Here is a 15820-nt window from a genome sequence, read left to right on the forward strand (position 1 = left end):
AAAACCTCAAGGCCTGTTCCGGCGCAACAACGCCTGTTTGAAGCGTTCGAACTCCTGATTGAAGTCCAGTGTACGCTTCTGCGACGTCATGGCGGCGTGAACATCGCTACCTGCACCATCGGCGGCGGGCTTGATCCACACCCACACACGCCGGTCACGGATATAAAACATCGAGAAAACGCCCAACACCAACAACAGACAGCCAATATAGACGGCGTTCTTGCCCGGTGTACGGCTGACCTGGAACACGCTGGCCTGCACTTGCTTGAAATCGCTCAGCGTCAAGAAAACCGGTGCAGGATAAACATTCAGGTCGGACAACGCAGCCACTGCCAGGCGCGACCATTGCGCGGCCTGTTCAGCCTCGGGGCCGGTCTCGGGTAAGACGGGCAGGCCCGCGCGTTCACGAGCCACGGCACGCAGCTCCGCCATGGACACGCCGATCAAACGGATCACGACGTCTGCCGCGCGCTCCAGATCGGCTTGCGGTGTGTTGGCCTGCAAAAAGCCCGCGATGGCCTGCAATCCACCGGTCGAAAACGTATCCAGAGCACGCTCGGCTGCCGTCTGCAGCGATGACTGCTCGGCAGGCGACGGGCTATTGCGTTCGGCGAAACGGCGAGCAGCCTCACGGCGAGCCGCAGGGTCAGCCAAGGCGGCCCGTAACTGCATGAATTCGGCCATCGAGCTATCTGCGTCGGCCGGGATACGTAAATAGCGATAGTTTTCCGAAGCGTTATTGCGCACACCTGCCAAAAAGACCGCCGCACCATCCAGCTCGACCGGGAGCATGTAATTCATGAACTCATGCGCTTGCCCGGCCTGATCGATCAGACGATATTCGACACTAGGACCTACGTTGCGCAGATGCTCGTTTTTCTTGCCCGCTGCGCTGCCTGACACCGAAGCGACATGCTCTCCCAGCGTCATGGGTTTGCCGCTGGGCGTACCGCCGCTGAGGTCCTCGACATTGATCGGGCGCAGCGCGGTGATATCCACCTGCATCTCCCGGGCACTGCCGTCACCGCTACGGGCGGTGATTTCGGCCGCCTTGCCCACCGTGCCATCGACCTCAAATGGCGTATTGCCAGCCCCGACCAAAGGGTAGCCCTTGAGCTTCACGGTGCTGCCGCCATCGTCAAAACTGGACTGATAAACCGTGACGCCCTTGTAGCGCAGCGGTTCGTTGACCTCGATGGTGGAATCAAAGGTTTTACCCGTATCGGGGTCGGTGACCTCGACCTCGCTGGCAAAGCGGCTGGGCATACCGGTAGAGTAGTAGTCCACCAGGAATTTCTTGAGCTTGAGCGTAAACGGCAGAGGCTGTACCAGCGCTCCATCCCCCACCATAACGACGGCGGTGCTGGCCTGCCCGCCCTCTGGAATCAACACGCTCGCGCGAAAACTGGGGTTGGCCACCGAGAGCCGTCCGCTGGCCGGCACCTGCGAGATCAGCATGTTTTCCACAATGGGCTGCTTACCCGCCAGCATCACTTGCAAACGCACCCCTAACTCGCTGTCCAGCAGCCCGCCGATGCAAATGATCACCATGGCAGAATGGGCGCAGATATATCCCAGACGATTGGCGCTGCCTTTCTTGGCGGCCAACATGACACCATCGCCGTCTCGGCGCTCTCGCACGGCATAGCCTTGCTGGGCAAGCAGCCCCTTTACGTCCCCAGCAGCCTCATCCACCGCAGCCGCATCATGGATCTCGACACGGTGAGGAAATGCCCGCAGGCTGCTGGCACGTACATGTTCACGGAACGATCGGGCATCACGCAGCATCTTCGGTGTATTGCGAATCAAACACACCGACGTCGAAACCACCAAAAAACCCATGATGGTCAGAAACCACCAACTGTTATACACGTGCCAGATCGAGAACTTGTCGAAGACTTCGAACCAGAAAGGCCCAAATTGGTCGATATACGTGTTCGACGGACGATTTTGCGCCAACACCGTGCCCAACAGGCTCGCGATGCAGATGAACATCAACAGGCTCACCGCAAAGCGCATCGAACCGAGCAGTTCGAAGACATCGCGGGGCAGATTGCGTAGGGGATAGCGAGAGGGCTGGGTACTTGAGTTCATGAAAAAAAGGGGAGCCGCATGACCGGCTTCCCCCTTATGGACAGCCTCTCTGAAACCAGGTTCCAGAGAGGCCTGTATTGCTGCGCAGACCGGCCGCGCGAGGATGGGGCCAAGCGCGTAGCTTAGCGCAAGCCTGCGGCGTAATCCGACACCGCTTTGATATCGGCATCCGACATACGATCGGCAATGTCGTTCATCACGGCGTTGTTCGCCCGGTCTTTACTGCGGAAAAGCTTCAGTTGTTCTTCGATATACGAAGGGAACTGTCCGGCCAGACGGGGGTATTGCCCCGGCAAACCAGCACCATTTGCGGAGTGGCACGAGGCACAGGCAGGAACATTGCGATCCGGCAAGCCGCCACGCCAGATTTTCTGCCCATGGTCCACCAGATCTTTATACCCCGCAGTCGCCGGCTGTTTCAGCGGCTGCTGCGCCAGATAAAGCGCCACGTTTTGCATGTCCTCAGGCGTGAGGTTTTGCGCCATCGCGGTCATCGGCGTGGGATTGCCGCCTGCGCCATTACGCGTGGGCTTGTCGGCACCTTGTTTGGTCTGAAAATCGGCGAGCTGTTTCGCCAGATATTCGTGCGGATGCGCGGCCAAATTCGGGTTAGCAGGAATGCTGCTATTGCCCCCCGGGCCATGACAGGACGCACAGGCGACGATGCCTCTGGAGGCATCACCTTGGTCATAAAGCTGGGCGCCTTTGGCGGCGTCCGGCTTGGCAGGTCCTGCCGCGTTTTCTGCGGCAATACTGGGACAGACTACAACTACACCGAGCATCAGCCCGCTGGCTAGCAACATCCGGGACAGCACACGCATCATTGAATACCTCGACGATCGGACTGCGATCAAGGCGCTATCAGGCGCCTCATGCCTGCCCCATGCCGTGCCGGACCGAATGTACATCCGCCCCGGAATTTCCATCTTTTTAACAGGCGGAAAGACCCGGCTATTGCAGGGGGTACCACTGCTGCAAACGCACGATTATACAATAGGGTTTTCAAGGGACGTCGGACCACCCGTTCCTTGGCTCCCTTGCGAGGCGAGCGATGCTCTGCTCATGCCTCTTGGGCGCCCATAACCAACCCATTTCGGACTTCTCTCGTGTCCCTCCTCCATCGCGCCTCTTTCTTTATTTCGGCAGCCCGCCTTGACCAGCTGCCAGACCCCGGCGCGCCCGAGGTCTGTTTTGTCGGCCGCTCCAACGCGGGCAAATCGTCAGCCATCAACGTGCTGTGCAATCAACGCCGTCTGGCCTTCTCCAGCAAGACACCCGGCCGTACGCGATTGATCAACATGTTCGGCCTGCCCGATCCGCTGGCGCCAGATGCGCCACTCGGCTTTCTCGTCGATTTGCCTGGCTACGGCTATGCCTCCGTTGCCTACAAAGAAAAAGAGAAATGGTCGGACATCCTGGGCGGATACCTGCGTGATCGTCCGTCCTTGGCCGGCATCGTACTGTTGATCGATATTCGCCGTGGCGTCACCGAGCTTGATCGACGCCTGGCTGATTTCATCGCCCCCACGGGCCGCCCGGTGCTGGCCCTGCTAACTAAGGCCGACAAGCTGCCCTACGGTCAGCGCCAGCGCGCCGTCTTCGCCGTACGCAAACAGCTGGCCGACATCGGCGCGCTATACACCGTACCGTTCTCGGCGACCGAACGCATCGGCTTGGAAGAGGCCGCACAACATATCGAGAACTGGATATCTCCGAAGGTAGTACCATGAATCCCAAAATCATCACCCCCCCCTTTCCGACCTCGCGCCCACGCCGCCTGCGCCGCGACGACTTTACCCGCCGTCTGGTTCGTGAAAACACCCTGACCGTCGACGATCTGATCTATCCTGTTTTCGTCGCCGAAGGCAAAGGCCTGCGCGAGCCCGTGGGCTCGCTTCCCGGCGTAGTGCGCTATTCGCCCGACACCTTGCTCACCGCCGCCGAAGAATGCGTGGAACTGGGCATACCCGTTCTCTCGCTCTTTCCCGCCATTGACCCGGCGCTAAAGACGCCCGACGGTATCGAAGCCACCAATCCCGATGGCCTTATTCCCCGCGTTGTCGCAGCGCTGAAACAGCGCTTCCCTCAGTTAGGCATCCTGACCGACGTCGCTCTCGACCCCTACACGAGCCATGGCCAGGACGGTGTCATCGATGAAAACGGCTATGTCATCAACGAGCCCACCGTTGAAATCCTGATTCGCCAAGCGCTGGCCCAGGCCGACGCCGGCGTCGACATCGTCGCTCCCAGCGACATGATGGACGGCCGCATCGGCGCCATCCGCGAGGCCTTGGAATCCAGGCAACACATCCATACACGCATCATGGCGTATTCCGCCAAATACGCCAGCGCGTTCTATGGTCCCTTCCGCGATGCAGTAGGCTCAGCCAGCAATCTGGGCAAGTCCAACAAGATGGCCTATCAAATGGACCCGGGCAACATCGATGAAGCCCTGCGCGAAGTCGCCGCCGACCTGCAGGAAGGCGCCGACATGGTCATGGTCAAACCCGGTATGCCCTACCTGGACGTATTACGCCGAGTCAAAGACGCGTTCCGCGTCCCGACCTTTGCCTACCAGGTCAGTGGTGAATACGCCATGATCAAAGCCGCCTCCGCCAACGGTTGGCTGGATCACGACAAAGTCATGATGGAAGCGCTCCTGGCCTTCAAACGCGCAGGCGCCGACGGCATCCTGACCTACTTCGCCATCGATGCGGCCAAGCTGCTGAAACAACAGTAATACGGGCGGCGAGCAAACCGCGCACGGAAACGGCAGGCATACACCACCGTGAGTCTCAGCCATTTGCATGTAAGCCGTGGGGACGCTTCGATAGAGATAGCAGGTTCTTGTGGACGTCGCTGCGGGGCGGCGGCCGTGTCAGGGCTTCACGTGATCGGTCGGCCGCCTGCGCGTCCGACACCGCTTCGCTCACCTCGTCGGCCCGTTCGGGCCTCCTTCGGTATCCACTCGCTCGCCCACGAGGCGCCCTGACACGGCCGCCGCCCCGCAGCGACTCGCAGTTTCTCTGGTTCCCTGCGATGCTGGGACGGGCGGTTTGCTTGGCGTTTTTTCGGACTGTTTGTGAAGGGACGAAGATTTTGCGGAGTTGCGATAACTGGGCGCCTACGGGCGCGCCCAGTTATCGCGTTTAAGCAGGGCAGGCGCAGACTGTGTGGCCATGCCTTTGGCGGAAGATCTCCCTAGATGCGCTTTTAGGTCGGGGCAAGCACTGCTCAACTACCGCAGCACCCGATCCAGCACCGCCCCAAAGCGCGCCGCATCCTGAAACCCCACAACACGGGCATCAGCAACCGGCGCACCACCCGGCTCAAAAAACAAAATCCCCGGCGGTCCAAACAACCTGAACCGCTTCAACAACTCGCGATCATCCGCATTGTTCTGCGTCACATCAGCCTGCAGCAACAACATGCGTGACATCTTGCTGGCCACAGCCGGATCGGAAAACGTAAACCGCTCCATCTCCCGGCACGACACACACCAATCCGCGTAAAAATCCAACATCACCGGCCGCGTACTCTGTGCCAACAATGCATCCAGCTCAGCAGTATTGCGCACGCGTCTGAATTCCACATGATCCGCAGCGGCAACCGCCTGCCCTGTACCCTCACGCTGCACCAAATGGGACAGAGGCTGCAGCACATCACGGCCACCGCTGGCAGCACCGACGAGCCACGCCGCAGCCGCCAACGCCAGCAGCAAGCCGATGCCCTTTGCAAACATACGCGGAGCCCCGGCAGTGCTCGGCAGTGCGTCAAAGGCACGCAACATCACCGCGCCCACGATAGCCAGGAAAGCCCAGCCCGTCATCTGCAGCCACGTCGGTGTGATGGGAATCAACATCCACCATGCCGTCGCCAACAACAGCATGCCGAACAGGCGTTTGACCCCGTCCATCCAAGGACCGGCTTTGGGCAGTAAGGCCCCCGACGAGGCCCCCACAACGAGTAAAGGCACACCCATACCCCACGCCAGCGCAAACAGCGCTGCCCCTCCCAACACCACGTCACCCGTCTGTGAGATATACAGCAAGGCCCCAGCCAGCGGCGCCGCCACGCAAGGTCCCACAATCAGCGCCGAGATCGCCCCCATCGCCAAAGCGCCGGTCACGCGCCCACCAGGGATCTTCGCAGAGCGGGCCGTCAGCCAACTTTGCACCGCTCCCGGCACCTGAAAATCAAAGGCGCCAAATGTGGCGACAGCCAACAGAACCAGTACTGCCGCAAACACCGCCAGGATCCAGGGCGTCTGCAACCACGCGGCCAGGCCCGCGCCGCTCAGGCCCGCTGCTACGCCGAGCGCCGTATATACCACCGACATACCCAACACATAGGCCGCTGCCAGACCCAACCCACGCCAGCGCCCTGGACGCTCATCACGAGTCCCGCTGACCACAATCGAGGACAGAATGGGGATCATGGGCAACACGCATGGCGTCAACGCCAACAGCAACCCGAGCACCCAGAACACGCCGGCCGTCTTTAACCAGCCCAGTCCGCTGATAGCATCAGCCAAGCCGGTATCACCCGCCGATAGCAGCGCACCCAAGCCCCCAGACGGCTCTGAGCGGTCTTGAACGCCGTTCGAACGGCCAACCGTGCCCGCGCTGCTGACAGCCAAACCTGGCCCCGATACAGGCGCACCCGCGCTATCCAGCGCATAGCCTCCAGCTACTGGCTTGAGCGTGACCGCATGATCTGCCGGGGGATAGCACAGCCCCGCATCTGCGCACCCTTGGCTGGTGACTTTCAAAACAAAGGGCTGATTGCCGGCGACCGGCACGGAGATCGTCACCTGGCGGTGGTAGACCTCCATATTCTTTTCGAATGTGGGGTCGTATTTGACTTCCCCCTGGGGATAAACCGGCGTCCCCAGGGTCACGCCCCCCGAGGGATCAGCCGACAGCTCGAACCGCTCGCGATACATGTAGTACCCCGGTGCGATGCGATATTGCAGTTGTAGCGTCTCTGGGCTCGTCATGGCGGCCGTGAAGACAAACGCCTGCTCAGGCGGCAGGAAGTCGTCCTCCGATAACGCAGCAGCCGGGCGCCAGGCGAGCAGTGTCCAGATTGCTAGCATGATCAAGGCACTCCACCACCCATACCGCCTTGTCGACAGAGCACGAACCATAAACTGATGCATCACATTCTCTTTGTTACCCAATCCGCGAAATCATTCATCTACAAACCGGGATAGCCTCAAAAAGGACAAACATCCCGAGGAACTCATCATTCCATGGGTGTGCCGTTAGCCTGTTCTCGCACCCAATCCAGATAAGGGGCGCTGCCGCCAATCACCGGCACGACGATGATTTCAGGCACCTCGTACGGATGTAGTTTAGCCAACGCCTGTACGACGGCATGCTGTTGGCCGGCGGTCGTCTTGATCCACATCGGGATCTCGTCGGCCCCCTCGATCTGACCCTGCCAGCGATAGATGGACAAAATGGGAGCGCCGAGGTTCACACAGGCTGCCAAGCCATCTTCGACGAGGACATGGGCGATACGTTTCGCCAGCAACAGATCCGGGGCGTTACTGATGACCAATACGATATCGTCTTCACGCAACATGACGGCTCCTGAAAACGGCTTGCACCGCAGTGTCGATCAGGTATCTTACTTTGTATGCCATGCCGCGCGACGCCATGGCCGGAGTTGGCCCGTCTCAACCGGACGCGTAACACCGGCGTATCGCGGCATCCCTTATCCTGAGAGACCATATCGCCATGTCAGACTCATGCCTGTTTTGCCGTATCGCACGAGGTCAAATTCCTGCTCACGTGGTGCATGAAGACGAGCACACGCTGGCATTTTTGGACATTCATCCCGTCCGGCCTGGCCATGTGCTCATTATTCCCAAACAACATTACCCATATTTTGAGGATATCCCGCAGCAGCAGGCGAACCATATCCTGGCCTTGGGCCAGTCGTTGTCACGGGTGATGAAGGCCTTGTATCAGGTGGAACGCGTGGGCTTTGTGTTTACCGGGATCCATGTTGCGCATGCTCATGCACACCTCATCCCCATGCACGAATTGCAGGACGTTACCTCTACGCAGTACATCGCACAGAAAGATCTGGAGTTCATCATGCCGCCGCAACCGCCGGCTGAGCAATTGGCGGCGACTGCGACTCAATTGCGTGAGGCTCTCAAGGCAAATTCGTGACAAGCGCTGCAACGCCTGCGGGGACTGCTGCTTCGTCGGACTGCGCCAGCGCCGGGCAGGTAAGATTGGACGCTAAAAAACAAAGGCGAGCCCGAAAGCTCGCCTTTGCGCTTATCCACTGACCGGGTTATTCGGCAGCGTTGTCAGCCTCGGTTTCCTCGACTTCAGGACGATCAACCAATTCCATGTAAGCCATGGGAGCGTTGTCGCCTTGGCGGAAACCCATTTTCAGGATGCGGGTGTAGCCGCCGTTACGGGCCGCAAAGCGGGGGCCGATTTCAGCGAACAGTTTCACCACAGCATCGCGATCGCGCAGACGGGCAAATGCCAGACGCTTGTTCGCCAGAGTGGGTTCCTTGCCCAGGGTGATGAGGGGCTCAACGACGCGGCGCAGTTCTTTCGCCTTCGGCAGCGTGGTCTTGATCGCTTCGTGGGTCAACAACGAAACGGCCATGTTGCGAAACATGGCAAGACGGTGGCTGCTAGTACGATTGAGCTTACGCAAACCATTACCGTGACGCATGATAAGTTCCTTTTGAATCTAAAGGCGGCGCATGCACCGCCAGGTTATCCGAATCTTCTATCGGCCTGTCGCCAGGCCGCGGTCCGGTGGAAAATCGATGAATTAAACGAACGAATTAAGGGCGTTCCAGACCCAACGGCGGCCAGTTCTCGAGCTTCATGCCCAAGGTCAAGCCACGTGCAGCCAGGACTTCCTTGATTTCGTTGAGCGACTTGCGACCCAGGTTCGGGGTCTTGAGCAGCTCGTTTTCGGTACGCTGGATCAGATCGCCGATGTAGTAGATGTTTTCGGCCTTCAGGCAGTTCGCCGAACGCACCGTCAGCTCCAGGTCGTCGACCGGACGCAGCAGCACCGGATCGATCTGCGGCGTGCCGCGGACCGGGGCTTCGTAGGAATCGCCAGCACCTTCCAGCGCGGCAAACACGGAGATCTGGTCCATCAGGATGCGGGCCGATTGACGGACGGCTTCCTCGGGCGAGATCACGCCATTGGTTTCGATGTCCAGCACCAGCTTGTCCAGGTCGGTACGCTGTTCAACACGAGCGCTCTCGACGGCGTAGCTGACACGGCGCACGGGGCTGAACGAAGCGTCCAGCACGATGCGGCCGATCGTGTGCGTGCGGTCTTCGGACAGCGCGCGCACGTTACCTGGCACATAGCCACGGCCCTTTTCGACCTTGATCTGCATTTCCACTTTACCGGCGTCGGTCAGGTTGCAGATGAGGTGATCGGGGTTGATGATCTCGACGTCGTGAGGCAGCTCGATGTCGCTGGCCAATACGGCGCCAACACCGTTCTTGCGCAGCACCAAGGTGACTTCGTCACGATTATGCAGCTTGAACACCACGCCCTTCAGGTTCAACAAGATGTCGACGACATCTTCGCGCACACCAGGGATGGTGGAATATTCGTGCACAACACCGGTCATTTGGACTTCGGTAGGCGCATAGCCTGTCATCGAAGACAGCAAAATACGGCGCAGGGCGTTACCCAGCGTGTGGCCGTAGCCACGCTCGAAGGGCTCCATCACGATCTTGGCATGGTGAGTGCCGACCGGTTGAACTTCAATGGAACGCGGCTTCAGAAAACCTTGAGTGGACATGTACAGTATTCCTTTTCAATACCCTCGGCTCGTTACACCGATAAGGCTGATGGAAACAACAACATCAAGCAACGTCGGATGACCCGGCGTGTCTTGAAAGAGCAGCAAAAAAGCTGTTTATAACAACCGCAAAACCCGCTTGCGTGAATTTCACGCCAAGCGGGCTGCTGCGGGACTTGCCATCGACGATCAAGGCAAACAGCGCGGCAAGATAGCCGCGCTGGCCATGATTAACGCGAGTACAGTTCGACGACCATCGATTCGTTGATGTCGCGAGCAACATCAGCGCGATCGGGCATGGCCTTGAAGGTACCGGTCATCTTGTTCGCGTCGACTTCCACCCATTGGGGGATGCCGATGCTCGATGCCAGATCCAGCGATTCACGGATACGGCCTTGCTTCTTGGCCTTTTCGCGAACCGAGATCACATCACCAGCCTTGACGATCAGCGAAGCGATGTCAGCGGTGTGGCCGTTCAGTTCGATAGCGCGGTGGCTGACCAATTGGCGAGCCTCGGCACGCGTCGAGCCGAAGCCCATGCGATACACGACGTTGTCCAGACGCGATTCCAACAGCTGGATCAGCGTTTCGCCGGTGTTGCCACGGCGGCGCTCGGCTTCAGCGAAGTACTTGCGGAATTGCTTTTCCAGCACGCCGTACATGCGTTTGAGCTTTTGCTTTTCACGCAGTTGCAGACCGTAATCGGAAGTGCGGGCACCCGAAGTGCGGCCGTGTTGGCCGGGCTTGGAATCCAGCTTGCACTTGGAATCCAGCGAGCGACGCGCGCTCTTCAGGAACAGATCGGTACCCTCGCGACGCGAGAGTTTGCATTTGGGTCCAGTATAACGAGCCATGTGGATTCCCTTTAGATACGACGACGCTTCGGCGGACGGCAGCCGTTATGCGGCACGGGCGTGATATCGGCGATGCTCGAGATCTTGATGCCCAGCGCATTCAGCGCACGCACGGACGATTCGCGACCAGGACCGGGGCCCTTGATACGCACTTCGAGAGTCTTGATGCCGTATTCCAGCGCAACGCGGCCTGCCGTCTCGGCAGCCACCTGTGCGGCGAACGGCGTCGATTTACGCGAGCCCTTGAAGCCTGCGCCACCCGAAGTCGCCCAGGACAGGGCATTGCCCTGACGGTCGGTGATGGTGATGATGGTGTTGTTGAACGACGCGTGAACGTGCGCAATGCCGTCCGAGACGTTCTTCTTGACCTTTTTGCGTACGCGCGAAGCGCCGCTGGTAGAAGCTTTCGCCATAATCTAGTTCCTCGATTATTTCTTCAGGGACGCAGCAGCACGACGCGGTCCCTTGCGGGTGCGAGCGTTGGTGCGAGTGCGCTGGCCGCGCACGGGCAAACCGCGCTTATGACGCATGCCGCGGTAGGTGCCCAAATCGATCAAACGCTTGATCGAGAGTTGCACTTCGCGACGCAGGTCACCTTCGACCGTGAACACACCAACGTGTTCGCGGATGCGTTCCAGTTCAGCGTCGGTCAGATCCTTGACCTTTTTGGAAAGGGGTACATTTGCAGCTTCGCAGATCTTGCGAGCGCGCGTACGACCGATGCCAAAAATGGCGGTCAGGCCGATCTCGGCGTGCTGTTGCGGCGGAATGTTAATGCCAGCAATACGGGCCATGACTGTTCCTTGAATAAATCCGTTGCGTGTCGCTAACCAGGGTTAGCCTTGACGCTGCTTGTGACGCGGGTCGGTGCAGATCACACGCACCACGCCGTGACGTTTAATAACTTTGCAGTTGCGGCAAATCCGCTTAACCGATGCCATTACTTTCATGGTTGACTCCTAATTTTCCGTAATCCGGGTTGCTCATTTCGAGCGGAACACAATTCTTGCCCTTGTCAGGTCATAGGGCGTGAGCTCCACAGTGACCTTGTCGCCCGGCAGAATCCGGATGTAATGCATACGCATCTTGCCGGAAATATGGCCTAACACCACGTGGCCGTTTTCGAGCTTGACGCGAAAAGTCGCGTTGGGGAGGTTCTCTAGAACCTCGCCTTGCATCTGGATGACGTCGTCCTTAGACATTCTCTTTGCTACCGCATCGGCAAACCTGAGGAGCCCTTGAAGTTCGCCTTTTTAAGCAGCGAATCATACTGGTGCGACATCATGTAGGCCTGGACCTGGGACATGAAATCCATCGTCACCACTACGATGATCAACAAGGACGTGCCACCAAAATAAAACGGTACGTTCCAACGCATCACCAAGAACTCTGGGAGCAGACACACGAGGGTGATATACAGCGCACCCACCAGTGTCAAGCGCATCAGAATCTTGTCGATGTAGCGCGCTGTTTGCTCGCCCGGGCGGATGCCAGGAACGAACGCACCACTTTTCTTCAGGTTATCTGCCGTTTCGCGGCTGTTAAACACCAAAGCCGTGTAGAAAAAGCAGAAGAAAATAATCGCAGCCGAGTACAACGTGATGTAGAGCGGTTGACGAGGCTCCAGAGCCGCCGCCAGGTCACGCAACCACAACATGCTGTCACCCGTCGAGAACCAGCTGGTAATCGTGGCCGGGAACAGAATGATCGACGACGCAAAGATCGGCGGAATCACCCCAGCCATGTTCAGCTTCAACGGCAAGTGCGAGCTTTGACCACCGTAGATCTTGTTGCCCACCTGACGCTTGGCGTAATTCACTGTGATCTTGCGTTGTCCGCGTTCCACGAACACCACAAAAGCAGTGACCAACACTACCAAGGCCACGATAAACAAGGCCGATACCACCGACATTGCGTTGGTACGAACCAGATCCAGCAATCCAGCCAGCGCCGAAGGCAGCCCGGCAACAATACCCGAGAAAATCAAGATCGAGATACCGTTACCCAGACCACGCTCGGTGATTTGCTCACCCAGCCACATGACGAACATGGTGCCAGTCAGCAAGGTCACGACCGTCGTGAAGCGGAACAGCATGCCTGGATCAATGACCAGACCAGGCTGCGACTCCAGCGCCACCGAAATACCCACCGCCTGCACCAGCGCCAGCACGACCGTGCCGTAGCGAGTGTATTGGGTGATCTTGCGGCGGCCGGCCTCGCCCTCTTTTTTGAGGGCTTCCAGCGACGGAACCACGACAGACATCAACTGCATGATGATCGATGCAGAGATGTAAGGCATGATCCCCAAGGCGAAGATCGAAAAGCGCGACAACGCGCCGCCCGAGAACATGTTGAACAGGCCCAGGATACCGCCCTGGTTCTGGCGGAACAGGTCCGCCAGTGCGTCCGGATTAATACCCGGCACGGGGATGTGAGTCCCCAGCCGGTAAACCACCAAGGCCAGGACCAGGAACACGAGACGGCGTTTCAGATCGCCGTACTTCGGTCCGGTTTTGCCCAGTGCCTGTGCGTTAGCCACGTATTACCTCGCAATCAAGCAAGCGAGCCGCCCGCGGCTTCGATGGCGGCGCGAGCGCCAGCCGTCGCGGTGATGCCCTTGAGCGTCACTTTGCGCGAGAGTTCACCCGACTTGATGACTTTGGCGTAGCGAACCTGTTGGCCCACGACTCCAGCAGCCTTCAGCGCTTGCACATCGATTTCGTCGATGGGCAGGGCTTGCAGTTCCGACAAGCGGACTTCGGCGTACAGGTGCTGACCCAGGGGCGTGAAACCACGCTTGGGCAGACGACGCTGCAGCGGCATTTGACCGCCTTCGAAGCCGACTTTGTGGAAACCGCCCGAACGCGATTTTTGACCTTTGTGGCCACGGCCGGCGGTTTTACCCAGACCCGAACCGATACCACGGCCAACGCGGCGCTTGGCGTGCTTGGCGCCCTCAGCGGGCTTCAGCGAATTGAGTTGAATATCCGACATCGTGATTCCTTAGGCTTCCGAGACGGAGACAAGATAATCCACTTTACGGATCATCCCGCGCACCTCGGGCGTGTCGACCAGAATGCTGCTGCTGTTCAGACGGCGCAGACCCAGGCCACGAACGGTGTCGCGGTGGGATTGCTTGGTGCCGATGACCGAGCGCACGAGGGTAACTTTGATCTGCTTCTGAGACATGATTTACCCCAGGATCTCTTCGACGGTCTTGCCGCGCTTGGCAGCGACTTCCGACGGCGTCAGGGAAGCGCGCAAACCATTCAGCGTGGCACGGACCATGTTGTAGGGATTGCTCGAGCCGAGGCTCTTGGCAACAACGTTACGCACACCCATCACTTCGAAGATAGCGCGCATCGGGCCGCCGGCGATCACGCCGGTACCTTCGGCTGCCGGGGAAATCAGCACGGTGGAAGCACCATGCTTGCCCACGACGGTGTGATGCAGCGTGCCGTTCTTCAGCGCAACCTTGAACATGCCGCGACGGGCCTGTTCCATGGCTTTCTGGACGGACACCGGCACTTCACGCGCCTTGCCCTTGCCCATGCCGATACGGCCATCGCCGTCACCCACCACGGTCAGCGCGGCGAAGCTCATGGTGCGACCACCCTTGACCACCTTGCTGACGCGGTTGACCGCGATCATCTTTTCGCGCAGGCCGTCGTCGTTCTCTTTTTCCGCGGCGCCTTTGCCTTGTACTTTAGCCATTTGACAAATCCTCGCTTAGAACTTCAGACCGGCTTCACGCGCGGCATCGGCCAGCGCTTTCACGCGGCCATGGTAACGAAAGCCCGAGCGATCGAAAGCGACCAGTTCGATACCGGCAGCCTTTGCCTTTTCGGCTACGCGCTTGCCCACCAGCGTGGCAGCGGCGGTGTTGCCGCCCTGACCGGTTTGGCCGGCCAGTTGCGCACGCACTTCGGGTTCCAGCGTCGAAGCGCTGACCAGCACGCGATCGCCTTCCGGCGAAATGATGTTGGCGTAGATGTGCAGGTTCGAGCGGAAAATCGAGAGGCGGTGAACGCGCAACTCGGTGATCTTCCGGCGGGTCGGAACCGCACGACGCAAACGGGAAACTTTTTTGTCCATGATTCGTCCTTGCGTGCGCCGTTATTTCTTCTTGGTTTCTTTAATGACGACGCGTTCGTCCGCATAGCGCACGCCCTTGCCCTTGTAGGGTTCGGGTTCGCGATAGGCGCGGATTTCAGCGGCCACTTGACCGACGACTTGCTTGTTGGAGCCCTTGATGACGATTTCCGTCTGGGTGGGGCACTCAGCCTTGATGCCGGCGGGCAGCTTGTGCACGACGTCGTGCGAGAAGCCCAACTGCAGCTTGACAGCGTCGCCTTGGATCTGGGCACGATAACCCACACCCACCAGCGTCAGCTTGCGCTCGAAGCCCTTGCTCACGCCAGTCACCATGTTGGCGACCAGGGCGCGCACGGTGCCCGACATGGCGCCAGCATGGCGCGAGTCGTCAGCAGCGGCGAACGTCAGCTTGCCGTTGTCTTGTGCAATCGTGACATGACCGGTCAGCTCTTGGCTCAAAGTACCCAACGGGCCTTTGACGGTGATCTGATCCTGCTGGATGCTGGCTTCAACACCCTTGGGCAGCTCTACCGGATATTTAGCGATACGTGACATTAGAATTTCTCCTTAGGCCACGTAGCACAGGACTTCGCCGCCGACGCCGTTTGCACGGGCCTTGCGGTCGGTCATAACGCCGCGCGAGGTCGAAACGATGGCCACGCCCAGGCCGTTCATGACCTGAGGGATACTGCTACGGCCCTTGTAGATACGCAGACCAGGGCGCGAGACGCGTTCGATGCGCTCGATAACCGGACGGCCAGCGTAGTACTTCAGGGTGATTTCCAGCTCAGGCTTAGCCTGCGTACCTTTGACTTCAAAGCCATCGATGTAGCCTTCATCCTGCAGCACAGCGGCAATAGCCGCCTTCAGCTTCGAGGAGGGCATGCTCACCGTAACTTTGTCAACTTGCTGCGCATTGCGAATGCGAGTCAGCATATCGGCGATGGGATCGCTCATGCTCATGTTT

Annotated in this window: 21 protein-coding genes; 3 read left to right on the forward strand and 18 right to left on the reverse strand. The window is 59.1% G+C overall.

Annotation, left to right across the window (positions count from 1 at the left end; translation table 11 throughout):
* Positions 1 to 6 precede the first annotated feature (6 nt).
* Positions 7 to 2094, reverse strand: a complete 2088-nt coding sequence (locus CAL20_RS00205; protein WP_176456630.1) for a cytochrome c biogenesis protein ResB — start codon at positions 2092 to 2094, stop codon at positions 7 to 9.
* A 122-nt stretch (positions 2095 to 2216) separates the two neighbouring features.
* The gene (locus CAL20_RS00210) at positions 2217 to 2918 is read right to left on the reverse strand and encodes a c-type cytochrome (protein ID WP_094823909.1); all 702 of its coding nucleotides are present in this window, start codon (positions 2916 to 2918) and stop codon (positions 2217 to 2219) included.
* Between the two features lie 282 nt (positions 2919 to 3200).
* Between CAL20_RS00210 and yihA the strand changes: the two genes are divergently transcribed.
* Positions 3201 to 3824 (forward strand): ribosome biogenesis GTP-binding protein YihA/YsxC, encoded by a 624-nt coding sequence (yihA, locus tag CAL20_RS00215; protein ID WP_094823910.1) that lies wholly within the window; start codon positions 3201 to 3203, stop codon positions 3822 to 3824.
* Positions 3821 to 4834 carry a porphobilinogen synthase gene (hemB, locus tag CAL20_RS00220; RefSeq protein WP_094823911.1) on the forward strand — a complete coding sequence of 338 codons (1014 nt, stop codon included), beginning with the start codon at positions 3821 to 3823 and terminating at the stop codon, positions 4832 to 4834. The genes yihA and hemB overlap by 4 nt, the downstream gene beginning before the upstream one ends.
* Before the next feature lie 498 nt (positions 4835 to 5332).
* On the opposite strand, the gene dsbD is transcribed toward hemB, so the two are convergent.
* Entirely contained in the window at positions 5333 to 7243 is a 1911-nt protein-coding gene (dsbD, locus tag CAL20_RS00225) for a protein-disulfide reductase DsbD (protein WP_373558259.1), read from the reverse strand.
* A 98-nt stretch (positions 7244 to 7341) separates the two neighbouring features.
* Complete coding sequence (gene cutA, locus CAL20_RS00230; protein ID WP_094823913.1) at positions 7342 to 7683, reverse strand: divalent-cation tolerance protein CutA; 342 nt, start codon at positions 7681 to 7683, stop codon at positions 7342 to 7344.
* Between the two features lie 155 nt (positions 7684 to 7838).
* Between cutA and CAL20_RS00235 the strand changes: the two genes are divergently transcribed.
* A complete protein-coding gene (locus tag CAL20_RS00235) occupies positions 7839 to 8279 on the forward strand; it encodes an HIT family protein (protein WP_094823914.1) in 441 nt (146 codons plus the stop codon).
* Between the two features lie 127 nt (positions 8280 to 8406).
* Here CAL20_RS00235 and rplQ read toward each other — a convergent pair whose 3' ends face one another.
* The 14 genes from rplQ to rpsH form a co-directional block, all read right to left on the reverse strand.
* Positions 8407 to 8802 carry a 50S ribosomal protein L17 gene (gene rplQ / locus CAL20_RS00240; protein WP_094823915.1) on the reverse strand — a complete coding sequence of 132 codons (396 nt, stop codon included), beginning with the start codon at positions 8800 to 8802 and terminating at the stop codon, positions 8407 to 8409.
* A 115-nt stretch (positions 8803 to 8917) separates the two neighbouring features.
* Positions 8918 to 9904, reverse strand: coding sequence for a DNA-directed RNA polymerase subunit alpha (locus tag CAL20_RS00245; RefSeq protein WP_094823916.1), 987 nt, complete (start codon positions 9902 to 9904; stop codon positions 8918 to 8920).
* A gap of 230 nt (positions 9905 to 10134) precedes the next feature.
* A complete protein-coding gene (gene rpsD, locus CAL20_RS00250; protein WP_094823917.1) occupies positions 10135 to 10758 on the reverse strand; it encodes a 30S ribosomal protein S4 in 624 nt (207 codons plus the stop codon).
* A gap of 11 nt (positions 10759 to 10769) precedes the next feature.
* Positions 10770 to 11171: a 30S ribosomal protein S11 gene (gene rpsK, locus CAL20_RS00255; protein ID WP_006216516.1), complete on the reverse strand. Its 402-nt coding sequence runs from the start codon at positions 11169 to 11171 to the stop codon at positions 10770 to 10772.
* Between the two features lie 15 nt (positions 11172 to 11186).
* A complete protein-coding gene (gene rpsM, locus CAL20_RS00260; RefSeq protein WP_012251748.1) occupies positions 11187 to 11552 on the reverse strand; it encodes a 30S ribosomal protein S13 in 366 nt (121 codons plus the stop codon).
* A gap of 42 nt (positions 11553 to 11594) precedes the next feature.
* Positions 11595 to 11708 (reverse strand): 50S ribosomal protein L36, encoded by a 114-nt coding sequence (gene rpmJ, locus CAL20_RS00265; RefSeq protein ID WP_003806928.1) that lies wholly within the window; start codon positions 11706 to 11708, stop codon positions 11595 to 11597.
* A gap of 33 nt (positions 11709 to 11741) precedes the next feature.
* Positions 11742 to 11960: a translation initiation factor IF-1 gene (gene infA, locus CAL20_RS00270; protein ID WP_003806927.1), complete on the reverse strand. Its 219-nt coding sequence runs from the start codon at positions 11958 to 11960 to the stop codon at positions 11742 to 11744.
* A gap of 8 nt (positions 11961 to 11968) precedes the next feature.
* Positions 11969 to 13297, reverse strand: a complete 1329-nt coding sequence (secY, locus tag CAL20_RS00275) for a preprotein translocase subunit SecY (protein ID WP_094823918.1) — start codon at positions 13295 to 13297, stop codon at positions 11969 to 11971.
* A 14-nt stretch (positions 13298 to 13311) separates the two neighbouring features.
* Positions 13312 to 13752: a 50S ribosomal protein L15 gene (gene rplO / locus CAL20_RS00280; protein WP_094823919.1), complete on the reverse strand. Its 441-nt coding sequence runs from the start codon at positions 13750 to 13752 to the stop codon at positions 13312 to 13314.
* A gap of 9 nt (positions 13753 to 13761) precedes the next feature.
* Positions 13762 to 13947, reverse strand: a complete 186-nt coding sequence (gene rpmD, locus CAL20_RS00285) for a 50S ribosomal protein L30 (protein WP_094823920.1) — start codon at positions 13945 to 13947, stop codon at positions 13762 to 13764.
* A gap of 3 nt (positions 13948 to 13950) precedes the next feature.
* On the reverse strand, positions 13951 to 14472 hold the full coding sequence (rpsE, locus tag CAL20_RS00290) for a 30S ribosomal protein S5 (RefSeq protein WP_012251752.1): 522 nt from the start codon (positions 14470 to 14472) through the stop codon (positions 13951 to 13953).
* A 15-nt stretch (positions 14473 to 14487) separates the two neighbouring features.
* Positions 14488 to 14853 (reverse strand): 50S ribosomal protein L18, encoded by a 366-nt coding sequence (rplR, locus tag CAL20_RS00295; protein WP_094823921.1) that lies wholly within the window; start codon positions 14851 to 14853, stop codon positions 14488 to 14490.
* A gap of 21 nt (positions 14854 to 14874) precedes the next feature.
* Positions 14875 to 15408, reverse strand: coding sequence for a 50S ribosomal protein L6 (gene rplF / locus CAL20_RS00300; protein WP_094823922.1), 534 nt, complete (start codon positions 15406 to 15408; stop codon positions 14875 to 14877).
* A gap of 12 nt (positions 15409 to 15420) precedes the next feature.
* Positions 15421 to 15816, reverse strand: coding sequence for a 30S ribosomal protein S8 (gene rpsH, locus CAL20_RS00305; protein WP_028355432.1), 396 nt, complete (start codon positions 15814 to 15816; stop codon positions 15421 to 15423).
* Positions 15817 to 15820 lie beyond the last annotated feature (4 nt).

Source organism: Bordetella genomosp. 4 (genome assembly GCF_002261185.1).
In the GTDB taxonomy this organism is placed as follows: Bacteria; Pseudomonadota; Gammaproteobacteria; order Burkholderiales; family Burkholderiaceae_B; genus Bordetella_A.